This window comes from Reichenbachiella versicolor (assembly GCF_003171675.1).
Lineage (GTDB): Bacteria > Bacteroidota > Bacteroidia > Cytophagales > Cyclobacteriaceae > Reichenbachiella > Reichenbachiella versicolor.
The window spans coordinates 427,725-447,009 of sequence record NZ_QFZQ01000001.1 but is presented as its reverse complement, the minus strand read 5'-3'; the positions used below and the strand labels follow the sequence as shown (position 1 = coordinate 447,009).

Annotated in this window: 14 protein-coding genes; 1 reads left to right on the top strand and 13 read right to left on the bottom strand. The window is 38.0% G+C overall.

Annotated features, from left to right (window positions below; translation table 11 throughout):
* Positions 1-177: 177 nt before the first annotated feature.
* The 11 genes from DKG80_RS01860 to DKG80_RS01810 form a co-directional block, all read right to left on the bottom strand.
* A complete protein-coding gene (locus tag DKG80_RS01860; RefSeq protein ID WP_109829586.1) occupies positions 178-1,809 on the bottom strand; it encodes an apiosidase-like domain-containing protein in 1,632 nt (543 codons plus the stop codon).
* Positions 1,810-2,117: 308 nt separating this feature from the next.
* Positions 2,118-3,776 carry an apiosidase-like domain-containing protein gene (locus DKG80_RS01855; protein ID WP_109829585.1) on the bottom strand — a complete coding sequence of 553 codons (1,659 nt, stop codon included), beginning with the start codon at positions 3,774-3,776 and terminating at the stop codon, positions 2,118-2,120.
* Between the two features lie 173 nt (positions 3,777-3,949).
* Positions 3,950-4,675 (bottom strand): hypothetical protein, encoded by a 726-nt coding sequence (locus DKG80_RS01850; RefSeq protein WP_162555625.1) that lies wholly within the window; start codon positions 4,673-4,675, stop codon positions 3,950-3,952.
* Positions 4,676-4,929: 254 nt separating this feature from the next.
* Positions 4,930-5,817: an alpha/beta fold hydrolase gene (locus DKG80_RS01845; RefSeq protein WP_109829583.1), complete on the bottom strand. Its 888-nt coding sequence runs from the start codon at positions 5,815-5,817 to the stop codon at positions 4,930-4,932.
* A 77-nt stretch (positions 5,818-5,894) separates the two neighbouring features.
* On the bottom strand, positions 5,895-6,641 hold the full coding sequence (locus tag DKG80_RS01840) for a helix-turn-helix transcriptional regulator (protein ID WP_109829582.1): 747 nt from the start codon (positions 6,639-6,641) through the stop codon (positions 5,895-5,897).
* A 47-nt stretch (positions 6,642-6,688) separates the two neighbouring features.
* Positions 6,689-6,919 carry a hypothetical protein gene (locus tag DKG80_RS01835; protein WP_109829581.1) on the bottom strand — a complete coding sequence of 77 codons (231 nt, stop codon included), beginning with the start codon at positions 6,917-6,919 and terminating at the stop codon, positions 6,689-6,691.
* Positions 6,920-7,494: 575 nt separating this feature from the next.
* On the bottom strand, positions 7,495-8,901 hold the full coding sequence (locus tag DKG80_RS01830; protein WP_109829580.1) for a sulfatase family protein: 1,407 nt from the start codon (positions 8,899-8,901) through the stop codon (positions 7,495-7,497).
* A 43-nt stretch (positions 8,902-8,944) separates the two neighbouring features.
* The gene (locus DKG80_RS01825; protein ID WP_109829579.1) at positions 8,945-9,637 is read right to left on the bottom strand and encodes a polysaccharide deacetylase family protein; all 693 of its coding nucleotides are present in this window, start codon (positions 9,635-9,637) and stop codon (positions 8,945-8,947) included.
* Between the two features lie 106 nt (positions 9,638-9,743).
* A complete protein-coding gene (locus tag DKG80_RS01820; RefSeq protein WP_162555624.1) occupies positions 9,744-12,353 on the bottom strand; it encodes a beta-galactosidase in 2,610 nt (869 codons plus the stop codon).
* Between the two features lie 220 nt (positions 12,354-12,573).
* Positions 12,574-14,430: a sulfatase-like hydrolase/transferase gene (locus DKG80_RS01815; RefSeq protein ID WP_109830183.1), complete on the bottom strand. Its 1,857-nt coding sequence runs from the start codon at positions 14,428-14,430 to the stop codon at positions 12,574-12,576.
* A gap of 260 nt (positions 14,431-14,690) precedes the next feature.
* Positions 14,691-16,145: a sulfatase gene (locus DKG80_RS01810; RefSeq protein WP_109829577.1), complete on the bottom strand. Its 1,455-nt coding sequence runs from the start codon at positions 16,143-16,145 to the stop codon at positions 14,691-14,693.
* 562 nt (positions 16,146-16,707) lie between these two features.
* Between DKG80_RS01810 and DKG80_RS01805 the strand changes: the two genes are divergently transcribed.
* A complete protein-coding gene (locus tag DKG80_RS01805; protein ID WP_109829576.1) occupies positions 16,708-18,294 on the top strand; it encodes a helix-turn-helix transcriptional regulator in 1,587 nt (528 codons plus the stop codon).
* Positions 18,295-18,318: 24 nt separating this feature from the next.
* Here the strand turns inward: DKG80_RS01805 and DKG80_RS01800 are convergent, their stop codons facing one another.
* Together DKG80_RS01800 and DKG80_RS01795 are read right to left on the bottom strand one after the other, a co-directional pair.
* On the bottom strand, positions 18,319-18,720 hold the full coding sequence (locus DKG80_RS01800) for a hypothetical protein (RefSeq protein WP_109829575.1): 402 nt from the start codon (positions 18,718-18,720) through the stop codon (positions 18,319-18,321).
* A gap of 274 nt (positions 18,721-18,994) precedes the next feature.
* The gene (locus tag DKG80_RS01795; RefSeq protein WP_109829574.1) at positions 18,995-19,282 is read right to left on the bottom strand and encodes a YciI family protein; all 288 of its coding nucleotides are present in this window, start codon (positions 19,280-19,282) and stop codon (positions 18,995-18,997) included.
* Positions 19,283-19,285: the final 3 nt, after the last annotated feature.

Sequence of the window (19,285 nt, the reverse complement as noted above, 5' to 3'; positions counted from 1 at the left end):
AAAAAGTTCTATAGCCTTAACTTACAAAACCTCGTGCTGCACACACGAGGTTTTTTTATATCTATACTTTTCTTGAGGGGTATTAGTCTCTGTTACACTGACAATAGATTGACCCTCAAATTAATTGAAGACTCAACAATCCAATTTATAAAAAAGAGCAAGTGGTAGTAATGAGTATTATTTCTTCTTTAATCCTCTAACAATCATGATGGCATCTGCCTCATACTTCCAAGGTCTATCATCCCAAAAACCATGTTTCTTAGTATCATATGGTTCCTCTTTGCTAAATTCTCCAGTCTGAGTATTGAACCATTGCCGAGTAACATTGCTGGTATCGAACTTCTTCTTAGCAGCACCTAATCCTACCCACTGATTTTCCTTAGGAGTATAAGTCAGCATGATTCCGTCCTCTTCGTTTGTCAAATTGTAACCCGCAGAGTTGGCTTGTTCCCAAGGCTTGAATTTAGAAAAGTCAAATTGATCAAAGAATGTTGCCATGTGAGTGAAGTACTCAAACTTCGGTTTAGGGAAATCAGTTGGCTGCTCAAATGGATTGTGAATCAGTACATTCCATGAAGCTCCTTGCCAATAGTATGTGGTATACCCTCCTGCGAACAAGCACATATAGTTTCTACGTAAGCACGTCTCCGCATTGACGTATGCGCCTGGAAACACTACATATGGTGATTCTTCATATCCCCCATGCTCTATGTTGAAGATGGGTTTGTTTGGAAAATCTTTTGCGGCAGTAAGCATAGTCTGATAAAGCGTGTGCTTCCAGTTTTGCATAGAGATGAAATCGACTTTGTCAGCATTGTTTCTACAGAATCCATAATCATGTACAGAGACCAATCGATTGTAAGAATCCACCTTTCTCGTTCTTTCTACTCTCTCTAGTATATACTCCTTGGTCGCACGAGTATAGTGAAGTGCCTCTTTGGATACATCCCATATGATGTTGGGATAAGCTTGATATCTCTTGACTACATAATCATAATACATGTTATCTGCTTCAGATTCCATGTCAGGCCAGTTTACTTCCTTGTTCCACACATAGATCATTAAATGACTTACTATCTCTTGATCATGCATCTCAGCAATAACTTTATCAAAATGCTTAAAGAAGTCTACATTTAGAGAGCTAAAATCAGGGTCAGAATTGGAACCTAAAAACGGGAAAATATCTTCTCTCTCACCATATTCATGCTCAGGATGATCTGCCAACTTAGGATCTTTGGGCCATTTCACATCATAGGAATAAACATTCATCACTATCTGATTGAGCTTATGTTTGTTGAGAAGAGAAAGTAGATGCTTAGTCTTAGGAATCTCTTGCTGCCCATAGTCTAATGCAAACAGCCAATCACACTCAAAGGCTAGATTGAAATAATGCTTACCGTCTTCATAGTAAAAGTGATTGGGATCTTTGTCTTTCAAGACTATTCCTCCATGACGGTCAGTCTTTGCATTTTTAGTAATTGTGATTTTACCTTTCTTACCGTTCAGTTCTTTGATGTCGGACTCGACTACGAAAGTTTTCTTACCTATAGTAGCACTACTGTAGCGAAACACCCATTGATCACCCCCATTGTAGAAAAGAGGAATGCGTTGCTCTCCTACTTCGTCTTTTACAATAGCAAATGCTTCTTGTAAGAATGGTTTATCAAACTTTTGTTTGACAGTATATGTAAGGTCGTTTACTTCCCATTGTGCAGAAGTCACAGACCTAGGAGATTTCCATACTTTAGGTTGCGCAGTTAGGGCTAAAGAGGCTATTAACAATAAGCCCAGTAAAAATGCTTTGTTCATTTCTTATCAATTCAAATCAATGAAGTTACCCGACCCAAAGAGGTGAAGTATCTTCGGAACTTTATTTAGGCTCGACCCAAAGATCGAGGAATTAAATCCTAAGGGCTACCGCCCTGCGGTTAAACCGGGAAATGTGATCCCGTTTCAAAACAAATTCATTTTGAATTCAAAACATCAATTCTTGAAGAAAAATAAGACTCAACGAAAAATGAACGAAGACTCTATGAAACAAAAAAAGTGTCAATTCTATTACGGAATCGAAAATCGTAATAGAACTGACACTCTTAATTAAGTATTATATCAGCGACTTACTTCTCTAGAGGCTTAAGACCACGGACTATAAGTACAGCATCTACTTCGTATCGGAATGGACGTGGATGGTGTTGATCCCAAGCTGATGGCTTACCTTTCTTATAGCTCTGTAGTTCTGTAAACTCACCTGTCAATACATTGAACCATTGAATCGTTGCGTCATCGGTGTTGTATTTTCTCATTGCTAACCTAGTCGCTGCATAGTGACTCTCTTTCGGTACATAGATCAGGTAAATCCCATCTTTTTCATTGATTAAGTTGTATCCACTGTGATTGAACTGAGGCCAGTTTCTACAGTTTTCAAAGTTTACAGAATCCATCAATGTTCTCATATGCTTGAAATACTCAAAATGAGGCTTAATGAAGTCATCAGGCTGTTCGTATGGATTGTGAATAATGGCATTCCATGAGGTACCTTGCCAGTAGTAAGTCGAATAGCCTCCTGCGAAAACACATTTGTAATTTCTTCGCAAACATGTCTCTGCATTGATATATGCTCCCGGAAATACCCAATATGGTGACTCTTCATATCCTCCATGTTCTATATTGAAAATAGGCTTGTCAGGAAACTCTTGCAGCGCATCATACATGATATTGTATAAGGTGTAGTCCCAGTTTTGAAGGGAAATGAAATCGACTTTCTCTGAGTTTCGCTTACAAAAACCATAGTCATGAACTGAGACAAGACGCTTATAAGAATCGAGCTCACGAGTGCGCTCTATACGCTCCAAAATGTACTCTTCGCCTACTTTGCCATAGCTCAAGGCTTCCTTAGAAACATCCCAGATCAAGTTGGGAAACGCTTGATATCTCTTGATGACATAGTCATAATACATGTTATCTGCGTCAGACTGTATTTCAGGCCAGTTAACAAGTTTGTTCCATACATAGATCATCAAGTGGCTGACTATCTCTTTGTCGTGCATATTGGTCATCACTTTGTCAAAATGCTTGAAGAAGTCGACATTGAGTGCGCTATAGTCTGGATCTGAGTTAGACCCTAAGAATGGAAAAATATCTTCTCTACCTCCATATTCATGCTCAGGATGTTCTTTTAGCTTAGGATCTTTCTTCCACTTGACATCATAAGTGTAGACATTCATCACGACTTGATTGAATCCATTTTCTTCTACCAATGAAAGCAGATGATCTGTCTTCTTCAATTCATCTTGTCCATAATCCAAAGCAAACAACCAATCACATTCAAAAGCCAAATTGAAGTAATGAGATCCGTCTTCATAGAAGAACCGCTGAGGATTATCTTCATGTAGTACTATACCTCCATGTCTATTAGTCTTCGTATTTGAGATAATCTTGATGTTACCTTTTTTTCCATTTAATTCTTTTAAGGCTGATTCAATGACAAAAGTCTTCGCTCCTACTTCGTCACTTGAGTAGCGAAATACCCACTCTTTGTTGCCATTGTAAAACATAGGAATCTTTTGGGTCTGACCGTTTCCAGTCACGATAGCATATGCTTCTTGTGCGAAAGGTTTCTCTACTTTCTTTTTCGTAGTATAGATAATGTCTCCTACCTCCCACTGGGCCATTTCGATAGTAGTGCTGGATTTTGGATTCTTCCAATTCTTAACCTGAGCTAAGACCAATTGAGAGAGGGAAAGGGTGAATATTAGGGCAAAGATTATTTTCTTCATTCTGTATTAATTAATCATCAATCATTTCTGTAGACAAATTAACCATACCAATGACAGACTAGAACATCTTAGATACCCAAATTCAATTATTGTAAGGTGAGTAGAGAGCAAAAAAGGCCTTCAAATAGATTTTAAAGGCCTTTTGTTAAGTTTATGTAAGGTGCTTAGTTGACTTATTTCTTAAATCCAGCGATCAGATGAGCCCCTATGAGCGTTGGCAATAATAGTCGTTCGTCTTCAAATCCTCTATACTTACTTTCTTTCACGATTACAGCTCTCTTGGAGCTTGGTGATAGGAAGCCTCCTCTCACTTCGGATTCAAGCGGCGGGTTAGGTTGATTAGGTTGGTTATATGTTTTATTGTAGATCACCTTACTTCCTAGATCACTCTTGATGGATATTTCCTCATTTTGATTTTCTCCATAATTTGACTTTTCAAAGTCTAATTTGATATCGTACGTCATACCATTTGCGGACAATGGGAATTTCAACAGTTTGATGTTCTTGTCTTGGACTATTCCATATTCACGAAGCTTTGTGTTAAGCTCTTGACCATAATTCTGCCAGATAGACTCCTGTGTGAAACGACAGTCCTTATCTCCACATAGGTCACTACCGAATATCGTTCTATTATACACTTCTTTATCGCTTCTCACATCTTGTATTATCAATTTGAAAAAGTACCCTTGTGGTGGATCAGCTTCACCTGTGTCAGTATTGTACCTGATCCAAGCGAAATAATATTCGTCTTGAGACCAACCAACTGGATACATACCTCCGAAAAACTCACTAGTTCCTACAATAGCTTTTGGAGGTGTATAATCATCGTTCTGGGCACTCAACGAGAGAGAGAGTAGAAGTGAGTGGATCAAAATCAATAGCTGAGTACTGTATTTCATAGATTCAAGTTGTGCGAGTATCTGAGTAAGCAACACGCTGGTTTCTTTTATTTCGATCAGCAATACTATATCTGACGGTCTCCAATTACAAATGATCGGCCAAGCATTACTTGCGATCAACTAGACGCTATTACCAACCTTCTATGAAGAGTTACTGAGTTATTTACTACATCAAAACCTTGTATAAAAAAGCACCTTTTAGGTGCTTTTTCACTAGGTATCAACTCTATCTAATAACAATATTCAATACTTTATCACTTATTGATAGCTGGAGCTGGTATCGACACCTGTTGTATGAGTTCATTTAGAGCCTTCGCCAATGCTTTTGGATCTTCAAGAGGAATAAACGTTTTCAACCCCTCTAAACGTACTAAGGTTGCATTTGGAAAATCTCTGGCTAGCTTTTCGCCATCGGATATTGGAAATACTTCATCTCCATCACCCCAAACAATTGTCACTGGATAAGTTAGGTTAGCAAAACGACTCACTGCCTGTAATGTAGTGGTTTGACTATCAGCGCCTGCTATAAAAGTAACCGAATCTGCACGGCTTTGCTCAATTTCATTGACGTTAGCCAAAAGTGCCATAGCCTGATCTAAAGGTATTGTTTTACTACAAACCGTTTTCATGAATTGGGTGACACCCTCTGGCCCTTTTAATAAACTTGCAAATACATTGTTTGCTTCAGAGGGGTTTGAAATACATAAGTCTCTTAATGGAATCATTTCCTTAGGTGGAAATTTCTCATAGCAGTCAACATTCGTAAGTAACAGACCTGCAATTCGGTCGACCGCAGGGTTATCCGCAGTGACAGCAAGTTGACAAATTGCGCCTCCCGAATCATTACCAACGAGTATAACATTGGTCAAATCTAATCGCTCAATAAACTCCAAAACTAATGCCGCTACACCATGTGGGGATAGATCCGCATTTTTCAATGATTCTCGGTGACCACCTATAGGCCATTCAACTTGATAAGTTCGAGCATTTATTGCTAAATTATCGACTGTATCATCCCAAATTCTACACGAGACCCAGATACCTTGAACAAATACTACTGGTATACCTGTACCTACTTCATAATAGTTAAGAGCTCCTCCATTTACTTCGATGCGTTTTTTTGATTTCAATTTCTTTCCCATTTTATCAATTTCATTGAATACTTAGTGATTTAATGATCGAAAGTAGAAGTGGAAATCTTGATAAAATTGTACAGAATTTACCCTTGCAAAAATTGTTTTGGAGTCACTCCACAGTGCTTCTTAAAAACTCTAATAAAATGTGACTGATCATAGAATCCAGAATCGAGGCCAATATGAATTAGTTTCTTTGATTTACTATCCTGCAACATTTGAATAGCATAATTTACTTGCTTTAATCTTATGTATTCGCTAGGAGTAATGTGATAATGAGTTTTAAACTTCTGAATAAAACTTTTTTGTGAACTTGAAATTGAATCACTGAATTGCTTTAAACTTCCCTTTTGTACAAAGCTCTTAGCTAGATGGTATTCAAATTTTTTAAAATCAAGATCTATAGAAGGGTTCCCAAATGCCTTGAACAAGTCGCGTTCTAACTTGTCTAGATCTGGATCTAAGGTTGCAAAAAATTGTTCAAAAATTATTTCAGAGACTTGATCGAATATCTTAGACCCAAACTTATTATAAAGCATACCATAGCAATATGGTTTTAATATAAGTCCTGCATTGTTATACTTCCCTGAAACGCTTACTTGAAATGGTTCTGTTTTTAACCCTGACAAAATTTGATGGTCGAACCTAGAGTGTATGTTTTCGACGTTTTGACCATCTAAAATGAAGGTGTCTCCGTAGTTAAAAATAAGTTCAGTAAATAATGCTGCATGATGACTTGAACTTGTTTTAAGCTCAGGTGCTGTACCTACCCATATCATATCTACACATTGATTTAATGGATACCTAGGGTAGTATTTTTTTTCAATATACATTTATTACAATACTAAAAGCGACTGTATCCAATTACAAATAATAGTGATTAGCCTATATTTTCAAACACAGACCTCTCTGAGCCAAACACAAAGCCCTTGATCTTAAACACAAGGCCCTTTACATCAAACATAGCTATCTCCCAACCAAACATAAGCCCCTTGACTTCAAACATAGACCCCTCTAGCTCAAACACAGCTATCTCAATTCTAAACACAATGGGGTTAAAAGCAAACACAGCATACTCGAGCGTAAACACAGCCTCCTCTACAGTAAACATTGGATACCTTAAGTCAAACACGATGACTTACTGCAACTAAGCATTACATGTGATTAACCAGACGTTACATCTCATCAACCAAGCATTATAGGTGACCAACCAGACGTTACATCTCATCAACTAAGCATTACATGTGATCAACCAGACGTTACATCTCATCAACCAAACATTACATGTGATCAACCAGACGTTACATCTCATCAACCAAGCATTACATGTGACCAACCAGACGTTACATCTCATCAACCAAGCATTATAGGTGACCAACCAGACGTTACATCTCATCAACCAAGCATTACATGTGATCAACCAGACATTACATTTCATCAACCAAGCATTACATGTGATCAACCAGACGTTACATCTCATCAACCAGGCATTACATGTGATCAACCAGACGTTACATCTCATCAACCAAGCATTACACGTGATCAACCAGACGTTACATCTCATCAACCAAGCATTACATGTGATCAACCAGACGTTACATCTCATCAACCAAGCATTACATGTGACCAACCAGACGTTACATCTTATCAACCAAGCATTACATGTGATCAACCTGAGGCGTCCGCTTACTGTTTTATTTCAGCGAATTTCTCATCCAATAACGCAGCCATTTCCTTTACTTTATTAGGGTATTGATCAGCGAGATTGTTTCGTTCATTTGGATCGTCTTTTAAGTTGAAAAGTTGAATTTCTAGATCCAACTTTTTATTAGGTATATTGGTGGGAGTGCCTTTTCTGTACTTCCAGTCTCCTACTCGTATACTCATATCTCTGTTGTTAAAAGCTATGAGATAAAATTCTCTACCTGTGTCTTGATTAAAATTACCTTTCAAAATATGAGACACATCTATTCCATCTATAGCTCTATCATTTGGCAATGATACTCCTGCCAGTGTAGCGATAGTAGGTAGCAAATCCATTGAAGCTATATGCTGTTTGCATACTTTGCCCTCTGGAATCATTCCTTTCCACTGCGCTATGCAGGGAACTCTGACTCCTCCTTCGAAAGTAGTCATCTTACCTCCTCTGAGATCACCGGCTGATCCGCCATTTTGTTTTTTGACTAACCAAGGACCATTATCAGAGGTAAAAACCACTAAGGTATTTTTCTCGATTCCGGCTTTTTTAATTGCTTGCAGTACTTGTCCCACTGACCAATCTATTTCCTCGACTACATCTCCATAGAGCCCTCTTTCAGTTTTACCTTTGAATTGCTCGGAGGCAAATAAGGGAGTATGCGGCATAGTGTGTGCCATGTATAGGAAGAATGGCTTTTTCTTATTCTTTTGGATAAAACTAATGGCTCTATCTGTATAGCGTTTGGTCAACTGGGTTTGATCTACTGGCCATTCGATCACCTGCTCACCTTCCACCAAGGGAACTTTGTCACGGTATTTCTTGATATTCTCTTTCGTCATTTGATCCTTGGTATAGGACTTATAGTCTTCTATAGTATATCCTTCTAGGATCTTGGCATCCTTGTGAATTGGTGCATCACCATCGTGCCACATATCATTGCTGTATGGTATCCCAAAATATTCGTCAAATCCTTGGCTGGTAGGTAAGAATTCTGGTTTGTGGCCAAGATGCCACTTACCTACGGCGGCTGTTTTATAGCCTTTAGCTTTCAACATCTCCGCTATGGTCTCTTCACTCTGTGGCATACCTTTAGTATCTCTAGGAAAGAATACTCCTCCTTTGTATCCCCATCGATGAGGGTATCTTCCTGTCAGTAACGCAGCTCTTGAGGGTGTGCATATTGGGTTGGAGACTGAGAAGTCTGTGAACTTCATACCCTCAGCGGCCATCTTATCTAATGAAGGTGTTTGGTACCCTTTGGCTCCTCCGAAACATTTTAAGTCTCCATAGCCGAGATCATCAGCGAAGATGATTATGACATTGGGCGGATTGGTTTTAGACTCGACCTTAGTCAGTCCGATGATAGGTAAAAGAAATAGTAGTATTAGTCTCATCTTTATTCTTTTCAAAAGTGGTATTAAACTTCAGTTAGTTCGGTCAATCACTTGGTCTTAATTCTAACATCTGGGAAACTGTCAAAAACTTGAATCCTTGTTCCTTATAATATTTGATAATGTCAGGAAGCACGTTCAAGGTCTTTTGTACTTCATGCATCAATATGATCCGTCCATTATCAAGTTTGGGAGAAGTAGTTGCCGTTTCATAGATGTATTGCTCGGTCGTTTCTTTAGCATAGTCACGGGTTCCGACTGAGGCATTGACAGGCACTAGATTTTGTGATACCAACACTTTCATCACTCGGTCATCATACTTCAACTTCGGTGCTCTGAAGGTCTTCGGAGTATATCCAAATTCTTCTTTGAACTTGTCTTGAAAGTCAACGATCTCCTTTGTCAATTCCTCATCACTCAAAGAGATCAAAACAGGGTGGGACATCGAGTGATTGCCTATCTCATGCCCTTCTTTGATGGTTCTCTTAATGAGCTTCTTTTCATCTGAGTTATCCCCTATTGGATAGAAAGTGACTTGTACATTTTCCTTTCGAAGAATATCCAACATCTGACTATGAATTTCAGGTCGTATCCCATCATCAAAAGTCAAAGCTACTGCCTTGCCTGCTTGAGGAACCGACTTTATTGGTTGCAGCCTTTGCGCAAATGAGTGCTGAATCAATAGTACGAAAACAAGTGTTCCGATTAGTTTCATAGCAATGTTTGTGATTTTTGACATCCATTCTTCATTAATGAGAAACTACCGATCCTGACAATCATTCTCACACAAGCGTAAAAATGCTTGTCAGGACAACGGCTATTTCTCTGGTATATCTTACGATTTATCAAAGTTTAAAAGTACGCTCATACACCGGCACTGCTTTGATACTATTGATGTCTAGCACATTTTCGGTCATATTCAGCTCCGGCCAATACTCTCCTGCTATGTACACTTGATCCTTTGGTTGTAGCGGTATGAATTTCAATTCCAATTTCATATCAGTACTATAATCTGATAGTAAGTGTTTGGTACTTAGCTCAAAGACATTGCCATTGAAGTAATTATCATACTTGAACTCACCATTTTTGTAGAATCGAAGGGCACTAGCTTTATAATCTACTTTTACTCTGACGTCATTCAAGTTTGATGGTATTCCTTCCGCAAATGCTAACTCTACTACTGCTCCTTGATGCCAAACAGAATCTAGAGGTCTTGCTATCTTATATCCTTTCTTTCTATTATTAGATCTGTTTTCGAAAGTCAAGCCCTTCCCGTCTTGTGTCTGTTGATAAGTCATGGCTACCTGCTCTGGCTCGAAATTGACTTCAAACTTATCAAAGAGTCCTGCCTTCTGTGTTCCTATTCCATCAATCGTGTTTGAAGGATAAACCCAAACTGAGTTATTGGTTTGCTCACTAATGAGTTGTAGTTCGCTTTTCACACTGTCAAACTTCAACACCTCAGCGTCTGACAGGTATAGCTTATCATTATTTTTATATAGCTGCTTCGCTTGATCTTGTGTCAAGATCAATATGCGGATAGTTTTCCCTCCCTTTTTCTTGATATCAATATAACAATCCAAGCCTGCTTTTGTAACAGTGACCATCGCACCATTAGATGATTCTATGACATCAGCGTTATTAGCTTCCACTGCTTCGATATTCTCAAAAACAAATTCTGCTGGAATGCCTTCATTTTCAAAGAACACATAAGTTTGACTTTCGTCTAATGATAGTACCGGCTGAGCGGTAGCATACTTGATATTGATTCCCTCAAGCATCAAATTGAAAGGCCAATAGAAATAAGTATGAGGTACAATATTTATAGGCTTTTCTGGAATCATTAGCGTCTCGTCTTTGAACTTCACTTCAAACTGAACATTGCTAAACTGATAGGTGGTATCAAACATGTGATGGTTATTCACAAAGACAAAACCTGTCTTGCCATCTGTCCTAATGGCACTTTGGAGCTTATCGGTTTGACCCAGTCTAAAGCCTTTGGTATCATCTATGGACTCGTGCACATAAGTCTTACATGGAGCCACATACTTTCCAAAATCAGCCATGAAAAGCAGTTGCGTTTTCAACTCATGAAAGCTCTTCCTTACTTGCCCAAACTCTCCTATCGCTGCTTGAAAATCACGGCTAATTACTCCATTATCATTTGCCCCTTGCTCGATATCTCGGTTCATGTATGTCAGTTTTCCTTTGGGGTTGTTACCTCCTACATTCATGAAATAGCCTAAGCCATTGGCTCCACTTCCAAACTCTACAAGTGATAGTGCTGCATTGTCTAGGTGACTGACATTGGTTCGTCGATGATAGGCCATATCCATTCCTATACCGGTTTCACAAGTCATGTATGGGTTCTCTTCATAGTGCGGTAGGCTCTTAATTTCTACCCCACTGTCTTTATTGTTTTCAGTATCTATGTCATTCTTGGCTCTGAAGACACTGAAACTGAAGGCTTCGGTCACATGCTCAGCTTCTGCTGGAATCCAAAAGTAGTCGGCATAAGAACCATAAGTTGGTATCGTATTGTCTTGTGTAAATGGAGCGTGTGCCCATCCAGTCACTGTATAAAGTGGTACATCCATTCCATATTTTAGTGCTGTCTCCTTTTCCCAATCAATGAGCGATGCATCTCCCTTAGATACATGATGTGAGAATTCATTATCAAACTGAATCGCATATATGGGACCGCCGTCTTTCCAGTACAGACCTTTCATTTGTTCGGCTAGTTTCTCATAAAGTTTATCAACAGCTGCTAAATACTCAGGAGCCATAGTTCTTAGCTTACCTCCACGACCGCTATTACCAAATGGATTCTTTTTATTGCCTAACCTTGCCACTAACCAATCTGGATGACCGCCATTTCTCACCTCTCCATTGACCCAAGGGCCTATTCTAGCGAAAAACTTGAGGTCGTGCTTAGCACATAGTTCTATGAATCTTCTGAGGTCATTATCTCCTGAAAAGTCCCATTCTCCTTCGATCTCTTCATGCATGATCCATAGCACATAGGCGGATACTCCATCGAAACCTTGAGCTTTCATCTTGATCAACGCATCTTCCCAGTGCTCGGCTGGATACCGTTGATAATGAAATTCACCATATGATGGTATCCAAGGTTCTCCGTTCATAGTTACATATTGGTTATTAACCTTGATCTCCTTTCCGTTGGGAGAACTTGCTACCATATCTGGTATATCTCTTAAGGTAGATTGAGTCAATTGACTAAAGTCATAGCTGACTGGAGCGTCTAGTGTGATATTGTTTTGAGAAGTATTAGAGGGTTCCTTTGGTGAAGTACAGGAAATGATTATTGTAGATAATACTATTGACCATAGTGCTATTCTTGATTTAGAAGAACATTTAAACTCTGTTATCGGTATTGATACACTGAATAGCCCACTGTCATTCAAGTTTCTATTTTTTAAAAGGCGTCTTATCATGGGGTATGCTTTTTTTGGTTTACTAGTCATTCATATTCCAAACCTTACCATCAGTTTGAAATGATATATTTTTTGAAATTAGAATGGGTGATTTACTTCTTTCAATATCATTCTATCTAGATATTGAAAGTGACTTTAGTAATATAGTCAATTAGCCCCGAGTATAAACTCGAGGCTATTATTAACAATTGATAGAATGACTTTCATCATTTCTATTTCTTTAAAGCTTCAGCTTGTAGTCGTGAGCTCCTGGTTTCGTATTGTTTCGATGGACTTCAGTTCCGATGGCTTTGGTATTCTTACCAAAATTATCACCTCCCCAGTTGATTTCTGCTCTTCCATCTCCTATTACTATGTCTAGCAGTTTCTTTTTCATTTCCATCGCGATGTCTTCATACTTCGAATCGAAAGCTACATTATTGATTTCATTTGGATCTACTGTAGTATGATAGAGTGCTGGATCTAGTTCTTCGTAACTAGCACTCATCGCCCAATTCATATTCAGACCTCTTTTTGAGTTGGGCCGAGTTTTTACTGAGAACATATAGTCTTTAGTTCTGATATAGGCTCTAGGGCCAATGGAATGATGACTCTCTCCTATCACGTAGTCTCTAGATACTGCTTTACCCGAACCTACTTTTTGAAGGTCCAGCCCATCTAAATGATTGAATTGATCATTAGATATATCAGCCCCTCCCGCTGTCAATATGGTCGGTGCGATATCTACGAACTCTGCAAAGTCTCTGACTACTTTACCTGCTGGAAATTTCTTCTTATCGGATGACACTACTACTATAGGATTGTGACTGTCCATCTCCCAAGGTGTATTCTTTGCTATCGAACCATGTTCGTTCAACTTCCAGCCATGATCACCACATACATAGACTATCATCCATTCCTGTTTTTTGTTTTCACTATAGGAAATAAACTCATCTACAGCTTTACCGACCAAAGCGTCTCCGTAAGCACAGAAAGCATAATAATCCCTTACCATTAACTGTTTTTGCTCATCTGTAAAATTATCGGAATAGCTTCTCTTTACTCTTTTTTGAAATGCCTTAGCCATCTTTTTGAATTCTTCATCCGTCAGCTCTGGAATCTTATAATCGTATTTTGCGAATCGATCTTTATATTCTTTTGGTGGCAATACAGGTGTATGTGGAAAGTCATAGCCAATATGAGCAAATAACGGTCTTGAGGTATCTACACCATCGAAAGACTTACTTCCCATCTTAAACTTTTCATTCTCTGATTTCAAAAATTTAATAAACCCTTCTGTATAATTACCGTCACGCGTTTTACCAGCTGGCTGAGGACTTTCACCTGCCAATATCCCTGAATTGAAAGGAGTCAAAGGCTGTCCTTTTTCGTTGTTGTACTTAAAGAATAAGCCGTATCGGTCGTATGCTTCCTGAGCCATCCCTGCAAACTGGGGGTTCTCTTCCTCTAATTGCTTGGATTGATAATACACCTTACCGTCAGCATCCTTTAGGTATACCACATTCCTAATTGGCTTCTTGAGTTTAATTCCTTCAATTTCTCTAAGCAGTGGATACTTACCCCACTCAGGGATCATATCAGTAGCTAAAAGCTTGAAGCTCACATCTGTTTCATAGAGATCATAATTCGAAGGTTTGCCATCTTTTAGCGTTCTGATCCTCACGCCGAGTTTACCAATATGAAAAGTCTGGTATCCTAACTTGGACATTTCTTCCGGCAGCATCGGATAAGAATTATCAGTGTTATTATTAAAATACTCAAACTGATATATACCCGATCTAAATGGATAGCGACCTGAGTGCATTGAAGCTCTAGACGGTGCACATCCCTGAGCTTGACAAAAGGTATTGATGAAAGTAGTTCCCATCTCTGTCAACTTATCGACATTCGGTGATTCGACATACCCTAATGCGCTTTCCGCTCTACCGTGTAGCATCTTATTAAATGCAGGAATAGCGTCGTAACGTTGATCATCAGTCAATATCCATAAAACGTTAGGTTGTTTTTTCTGTGCGTTGACCGACTTCGTTAAAAACAGGCCTAAACACATCAATAAAAGTACTATGTTAGTCTTCATCATTTTTATAAATTCTATTTACCAAGAATTAGTTCAATTTTAACTGCACTCTCTAAATCTCTCTGTTACGAAATGCGAACTAATATTGGATTAACATCCATGACTAAGCTAAGTTCTGCTGGATCAAATTGCAGAGAGTTTTTATCAACAAAAAGAGGTAAACAATCCCCCTCCCTATTTATGCGTTTTTTTTCTCTCTACTAAGTATATACTAACATTAATAAGCACTACTTCAATACTTCATCATTTAGATTTTATACCTACTTCTTATTCCATACTACTTGATCAGACTTGTATTTAAATTCCTTAACCAAATCAGCGTACTTAGGTTGATTAGCAAGGTTATTCCACTCCTCTGGATCAATAGTCAGATCATACAGTTCGTAAACTCCTTTACCAAAATCTGTAAACCTGTACTGCTCTGTAACTACTCCACGATGTCCCCAACAGGTATAGTTTGCATCATATTTCCATTTTGCTTTGGGGTTCTTCAATAATGGTGTCAGATCATGACCGTGAAATTTTACATCTTCTGGCTTTTTCACACCTGTCAGTGCCATCAAAGTGGGATATATATCAATATTCTGAACCATTCGGTTGCTTTGCTTTCCTCCTTTAATACCTGGAGCTTTGATAATTAATGGGAATCTGTTACTTACCAAATAGTCCTTATTCTTTTGCCACAATCCATGCTCTGACAAGTGATAGCCGTGATCTCCCCACATGATGATAATGGTATTGTCATACTCTCCTGACTCTTTCAGTGCATCTATTATTCGCCCCATTTGAGTATCTGCATAGGTGGTGGTAGCCATATATGCTCTTATCAACTTCTTGGCTTCCGAATCACTTAGCCCTTCATTCCATAGGTTGGAACTAATAGGTCGATAATCTTTTTTTAGTATGACCTTTTTGACTCCTTCAGGTACTGGAGCCAATTTGCCAGCATCTTCTGGATACATGTCAAAGTACTTCTTAGGTGCTACCCAAGGTAAATGTGGTCGACTAAAGCCTGCGCAAATAGCAAAAGGTTTAGATTTATCTCTTTTGTTCAATAAATAATCAATAACATCATCGGCTACTGCTCCTTCGTGAAGTTCATTATCATCGCAGTCTATTGATAGATATGCCAAGGCTCCTGGACCACTTCCTCCAGACATCATTTTATCTACGTCCTTTTGTACACCTCCTTTATCGACTACTTTTTTGAGTAGCTCTGAACTTACTCGATATGGCCCCGGATCGCTGTAAGTCGAGCCCGGTATGTCCCAGTACTTCTTATGTCCTTTGGGAACATTTCCATGATAAAGCTTACCTCTGGTAGCTGTCCAGTACCCTGCTTCTCGTAATACTTGAGGCCAAGTAGTTTGCATCCCCAACATTGACAAATACAGAAAGTCTTTTTTTCGCATACCTTCTGGAACTGGTTCATTTCTTACAAAATTTTTGTTGTCAAATCGAATACCAGTGAGCATGGATGATCTTGAGGGCAAACAAAGAGGGTAACTTACTACAGCATTGTTAAACCTAACACCATCTCCAGCAAGGGCATCTAGTGCTGGAGTGATTACTTCATCACTATTATAAGCTCCGATCTCTGGTCGTAGGTCATCATATGAAAACACTATCACATTGGGTTGTTTTTGACCTGCTGCGACTCCAACAATAGCTCCCCACAAGAGTAAAAAGGCAATGGTCTTATTCAATCGTATCATTCTCTTCTAACATTTGGTAATCTAAGTTAGGTAGTCACTTCATATTACATTCATTCAAAAAACCGTGATTGTGAGGGCTATTTTGACAGATATTGAGAAGTTCAGTTTTTGATCAGGAAAAGATTAAGACTCTAATATTTATTCTTCCCTTATACATTCTTTGTAACAAACAGAGAGAAATTAAAGTAGTAAATGATGAGGTGTTTTAGTAGTTAAGATTAAAAAGCCGAAGAGGAGGTGCATTCATTCTATTTCCAATGTGCAGATGGTAATAAGATTTCTGATGACTAGTAACTCAGATAACGCACCCTTACCTCAACGAACTTTTTAATTTCCTAACACAAGACATCAAACCGTGATTCTTCAATGTCTTTTTTGTGTATAATTGAAAAATCAAATGTATACCCGCGCACTTTTGAAAAACGAAAAACACACTACACCAAAAATACACCAGACCAAAACGGGCTTGTTATCTCCGAACAAAAGCCTATCGTACTACACTTCAAAACGAATAACTAAAAGCCTCTTAAGATCACCGTTTAGAGGTATTCTTCTAATTTTATTGTTCAAAATAGGGGGCTCTTTCTTATTAGAAGCAAAAGATATCAATCTTAAAAAGTCATTTCAGGAAAACATACAAATCAGTAAAAACCATCCTGATTCAGCACTTGCTTTATTCAATGATCTATATAAAAAGGCCATAGATACTGAAGACACAACACTGGCAGTCCAATGCTTACAAAAAATGTCTGACCTTAACCTAAGACTGGTACAACGTATAGATGCTATAGAAAATACTGGAGAGGCACTTATTCTTTCTCAAGCTCTACAAGACACCGTACTCCAATACGAAAACCTCAATATCTTATCTCGTGTCTACCGCACCTATAGAAAATTTGATGAAGCTCTTGAGTATCAAAAAAAGGCATTGGTCCTTCTCAAGGAATCAGTAAGATCGGGTAATATGAAAAAAATAGCACTAATTGAAGGCTATCACGATATGTCTTTGATTAGTATAAGTTTGAAGAAATTCGATTCTGCATTAATGTATATCGACAGTTGCAAACAAATTTCTAAAGAAGTAAATCCCAACCCACTTCATTTCGGAAATGTCCTAATTGCAGAAGCTCGTATACTGATACATCAGCAAAAGATTAAAGAGGCTAAATCAATTCTGATGCCTTTAAAAGAGTTTTATGAAAACCATAGAGCTAAAGGAGAGTATACAAACGGCGAACTTGTACCTCTAATAGCTATTTACTCTAGGCTGGCTTCTATCTATGAGCAGGATAAACCAGCTCTAGCAGTCAAATATTATAAAAAATCAATTGTCACTATTGATGAGTTACAAAGCCAATTAGGACAAAAACTATTTCTCTACAATAGATTATCAAAAATTCAATTCAGGCTAGAGAATTATAAAGCTGCGTACCATTCTTTGAGAGCTTTAAAAGACCTTTCTGAAAAATGGAACAGTGTGAAAAGTTCGAGAAATAGTGACCTAGTAGATGTAAACAATGTTTACCTTAAGGAGCTTGAACGAAAAGAAAAAGAACTAATAAAACAAAAGCTCTCTGTTGCGGAATCTGAAAAATCTATCTTAAGGCTACGAATTATTTTGATCGTTGTATTTGCAATGGTTTCGATACTAGGATTATACTACCTGTACCGAAAGATGAAACGTAAGCAGCTAGAGACCAAGAAAAAATCTAAAGAGAAAGACAAGCACAATAAGGAAGTATTGGAGCTAAAAAACCAAGAGCTTACGTCTTATACTTTACTCTTGATCGAGAAAGAGGAGATGCTTGAAAAAGCGGGTGGGATCTTAAAAAAATACCCCGAAGACAAAGAAGCAAAATCTTTAATACGCGCACTAAAAAAAGGAGACACTAAAATATGGGAAGAGTTCAATCAACGCTTTTCTTCAGTCAACGAAGGTTTCTATGATACCCTTCGTGAAAAGTATCCAGAACTCAGTAGCACGAACCTTAAGCACTGTGCTCTGATCAAACTCAACTTTTCTAGTAAAGAAATGGCGTATCTACTAGGTATATCTGAGAGAGGTGTATTTACCTCTAGATATAGAATTCGAAAGAAAATGAATCTGGATACAGAAGTTAATTTAACTGAATTTCTGAATAGTATTTAACCACGCTAACTACCTCAAAAAAAATCAAACACCTAACAACCAGTTTAAGGCACTCGTAGGATCACTAAAATGCACCATATAGATATTTTCATACATCTCCATTTTTGAGCTTTCGTAGATTTCCATGTGAACTGCTAACATATCTACCTGCCCTCTTATATCATATGGTTGAACGAAAGCTATATACTCCAAGCCTAACTTGTTGACCGTTGGGAACCACTCCTTAATGATATAATCTTTAACTCCTTCAGGATAGGTCTTCACTCTTCTAATATCTATATGCGCCTTCTTGATTTTATACTGTGCTATCAATTCGAACTCATATTCAACTACATCCTTGAACTCTTGTAAAGTTTGATACTCTTGAAAGTCCACAGAAAGTATGTTGTATTCGCTTAGAACCCTTACTATTGCTCTTTTCCCCATAGAATCAAATGCTACTTTCTTAGGTTTTTAACCTGAGGAAAAAGTAATTTCAAGCAATATTATACTATTGCTACTCTCATAATGAGACGATTGAAATCCTACAGGCTTATCACAAAACGAATAAAATTAGATCAAAGTTCAAATAGGGTTTAGAAGAACATTACTGTGTAAAGCACAACCAACATAGTTACTTTAAAAACAATCTCATCCCAGGCCAAATTTGAAATAATACACGTTACTCAAAGAATCAACCATGCCTTACTATCTAATAAACTTATTCCAGAAGGAATTTCAGCTCTTTTGCAGTTTTAGAAGGAACAAATTCAATAATTTCATAGTCAGCCAAATCATTTATTTTGAAAGGATCTTGCTCAATGATTTGTTCTATTTTTTGCGAAGACTCAACATTAGATAAGATAATACCACCAGTTCTAGGAACTTTTCTTCCTGAAGCAAGAAAGTTACCTTGTTCATATTGATGATTTAGGAATGTAACATGTTCATCTAAATACTGATCAACCTTCGCCAACTCAGTTTTATATTTCAAATTGATAATAAACATTGA

Excerpts from the sequence above, each read along its gene's own strand:
- DKG80_RS01855 (WP_109829585.1), bottom strand. The coding sequence starts at position 3,776 with ATGAAGAAAATAATCTTTGCCCTAATATTCACCCTTTCCCTCTCTCAA.
- DKG80_RS01850 (WP_162555625.1), bottom strand. The coding sequence starts at position 4,675 with ATGAAATACAGTACTCAGCTATTGATTTTGATCCACTCACTTCTACTC.
- DKG80_RS01795 (WP_109829574.1), bottom strand. The coding sequence starts at position 19,282 with ATGTTTATTATCAATTTGAAATATAAAACTGAGTTGGCGAAGGTTGAT.
- DKG80_RS01825 (WP_109829579.1), bottom strand. The coding sequence starts at position 9,637 with ATGTCAAAAATCACAAACATTGCTATGAAACTAATCGGAACACTTGTT.
- DKG80_RS01835 (WP_109829581.1), bottom strand. The coding sequence starts at position 6,919 with ATGTTTACTGTAGAGGAGGCTGTGTTTACGCTCGAGTATGCTGTGTTT.
- DKG80_RS01830 (WP_109829580.1), bottom strand. The coding sequence starts at position 8,901 with ATGAGACTAATACTACTATTTCTTTTACCTATCATCGGACTGACTAAG.
- DKG80_RS01860 (WP_109829586.1), bottom strand. The coding sequence starts at position 1,809 with ATGAACAAAGCATTTTTACTGGGCTTATTGTTAATAGCCTCTTTAGCC.
- DKG80_RS01840 (WP_109829582.1), bottom strand. The coding sequence starts at position 6,641 with ATGTATATTGAAAAAAAATACTACCCTAGGTATCCATTAAATCAATGT.
- DKG80_RS01810 (WP_109829577.1), bottom strand. The coding sequence starts at position 16,145 with ATGATACGATTGAATAAGACCATTGCCTTTTTACTCTTGTGGGGAGCT.
- DKG80_RS01800 (WP_109829575.1), bottom strand. The coding sequence starts at position 18,720 with ATGGGGAAAAGAGCAATAGTAAGGGTTCTAAGCGAATACAACATACTT.
- DKG80_RS01815 (WP_109830183.1), bottom strand. The coding sequence starts at position 14,430 with ATGAAGACTAACATAGTACTTTTATTGATGTGTTTAGGCCTGTTTTTA.
- DKG80_RS01845 (WP_109829583.1), bottom strand. The coding sequence starts at position 5,817 with ATGGGAAAGAAATTGAAATCAAAAAAACGCATCGAAGTAAATGGAGGA.
- DKG80_RS01820 (WP_162555624.1), bottom strand. The coding sequence starts at position 12,353 with ATGATAAGACGCCTTTTAAAAAATAGAAACTTGAATGACAGTGGGCTA.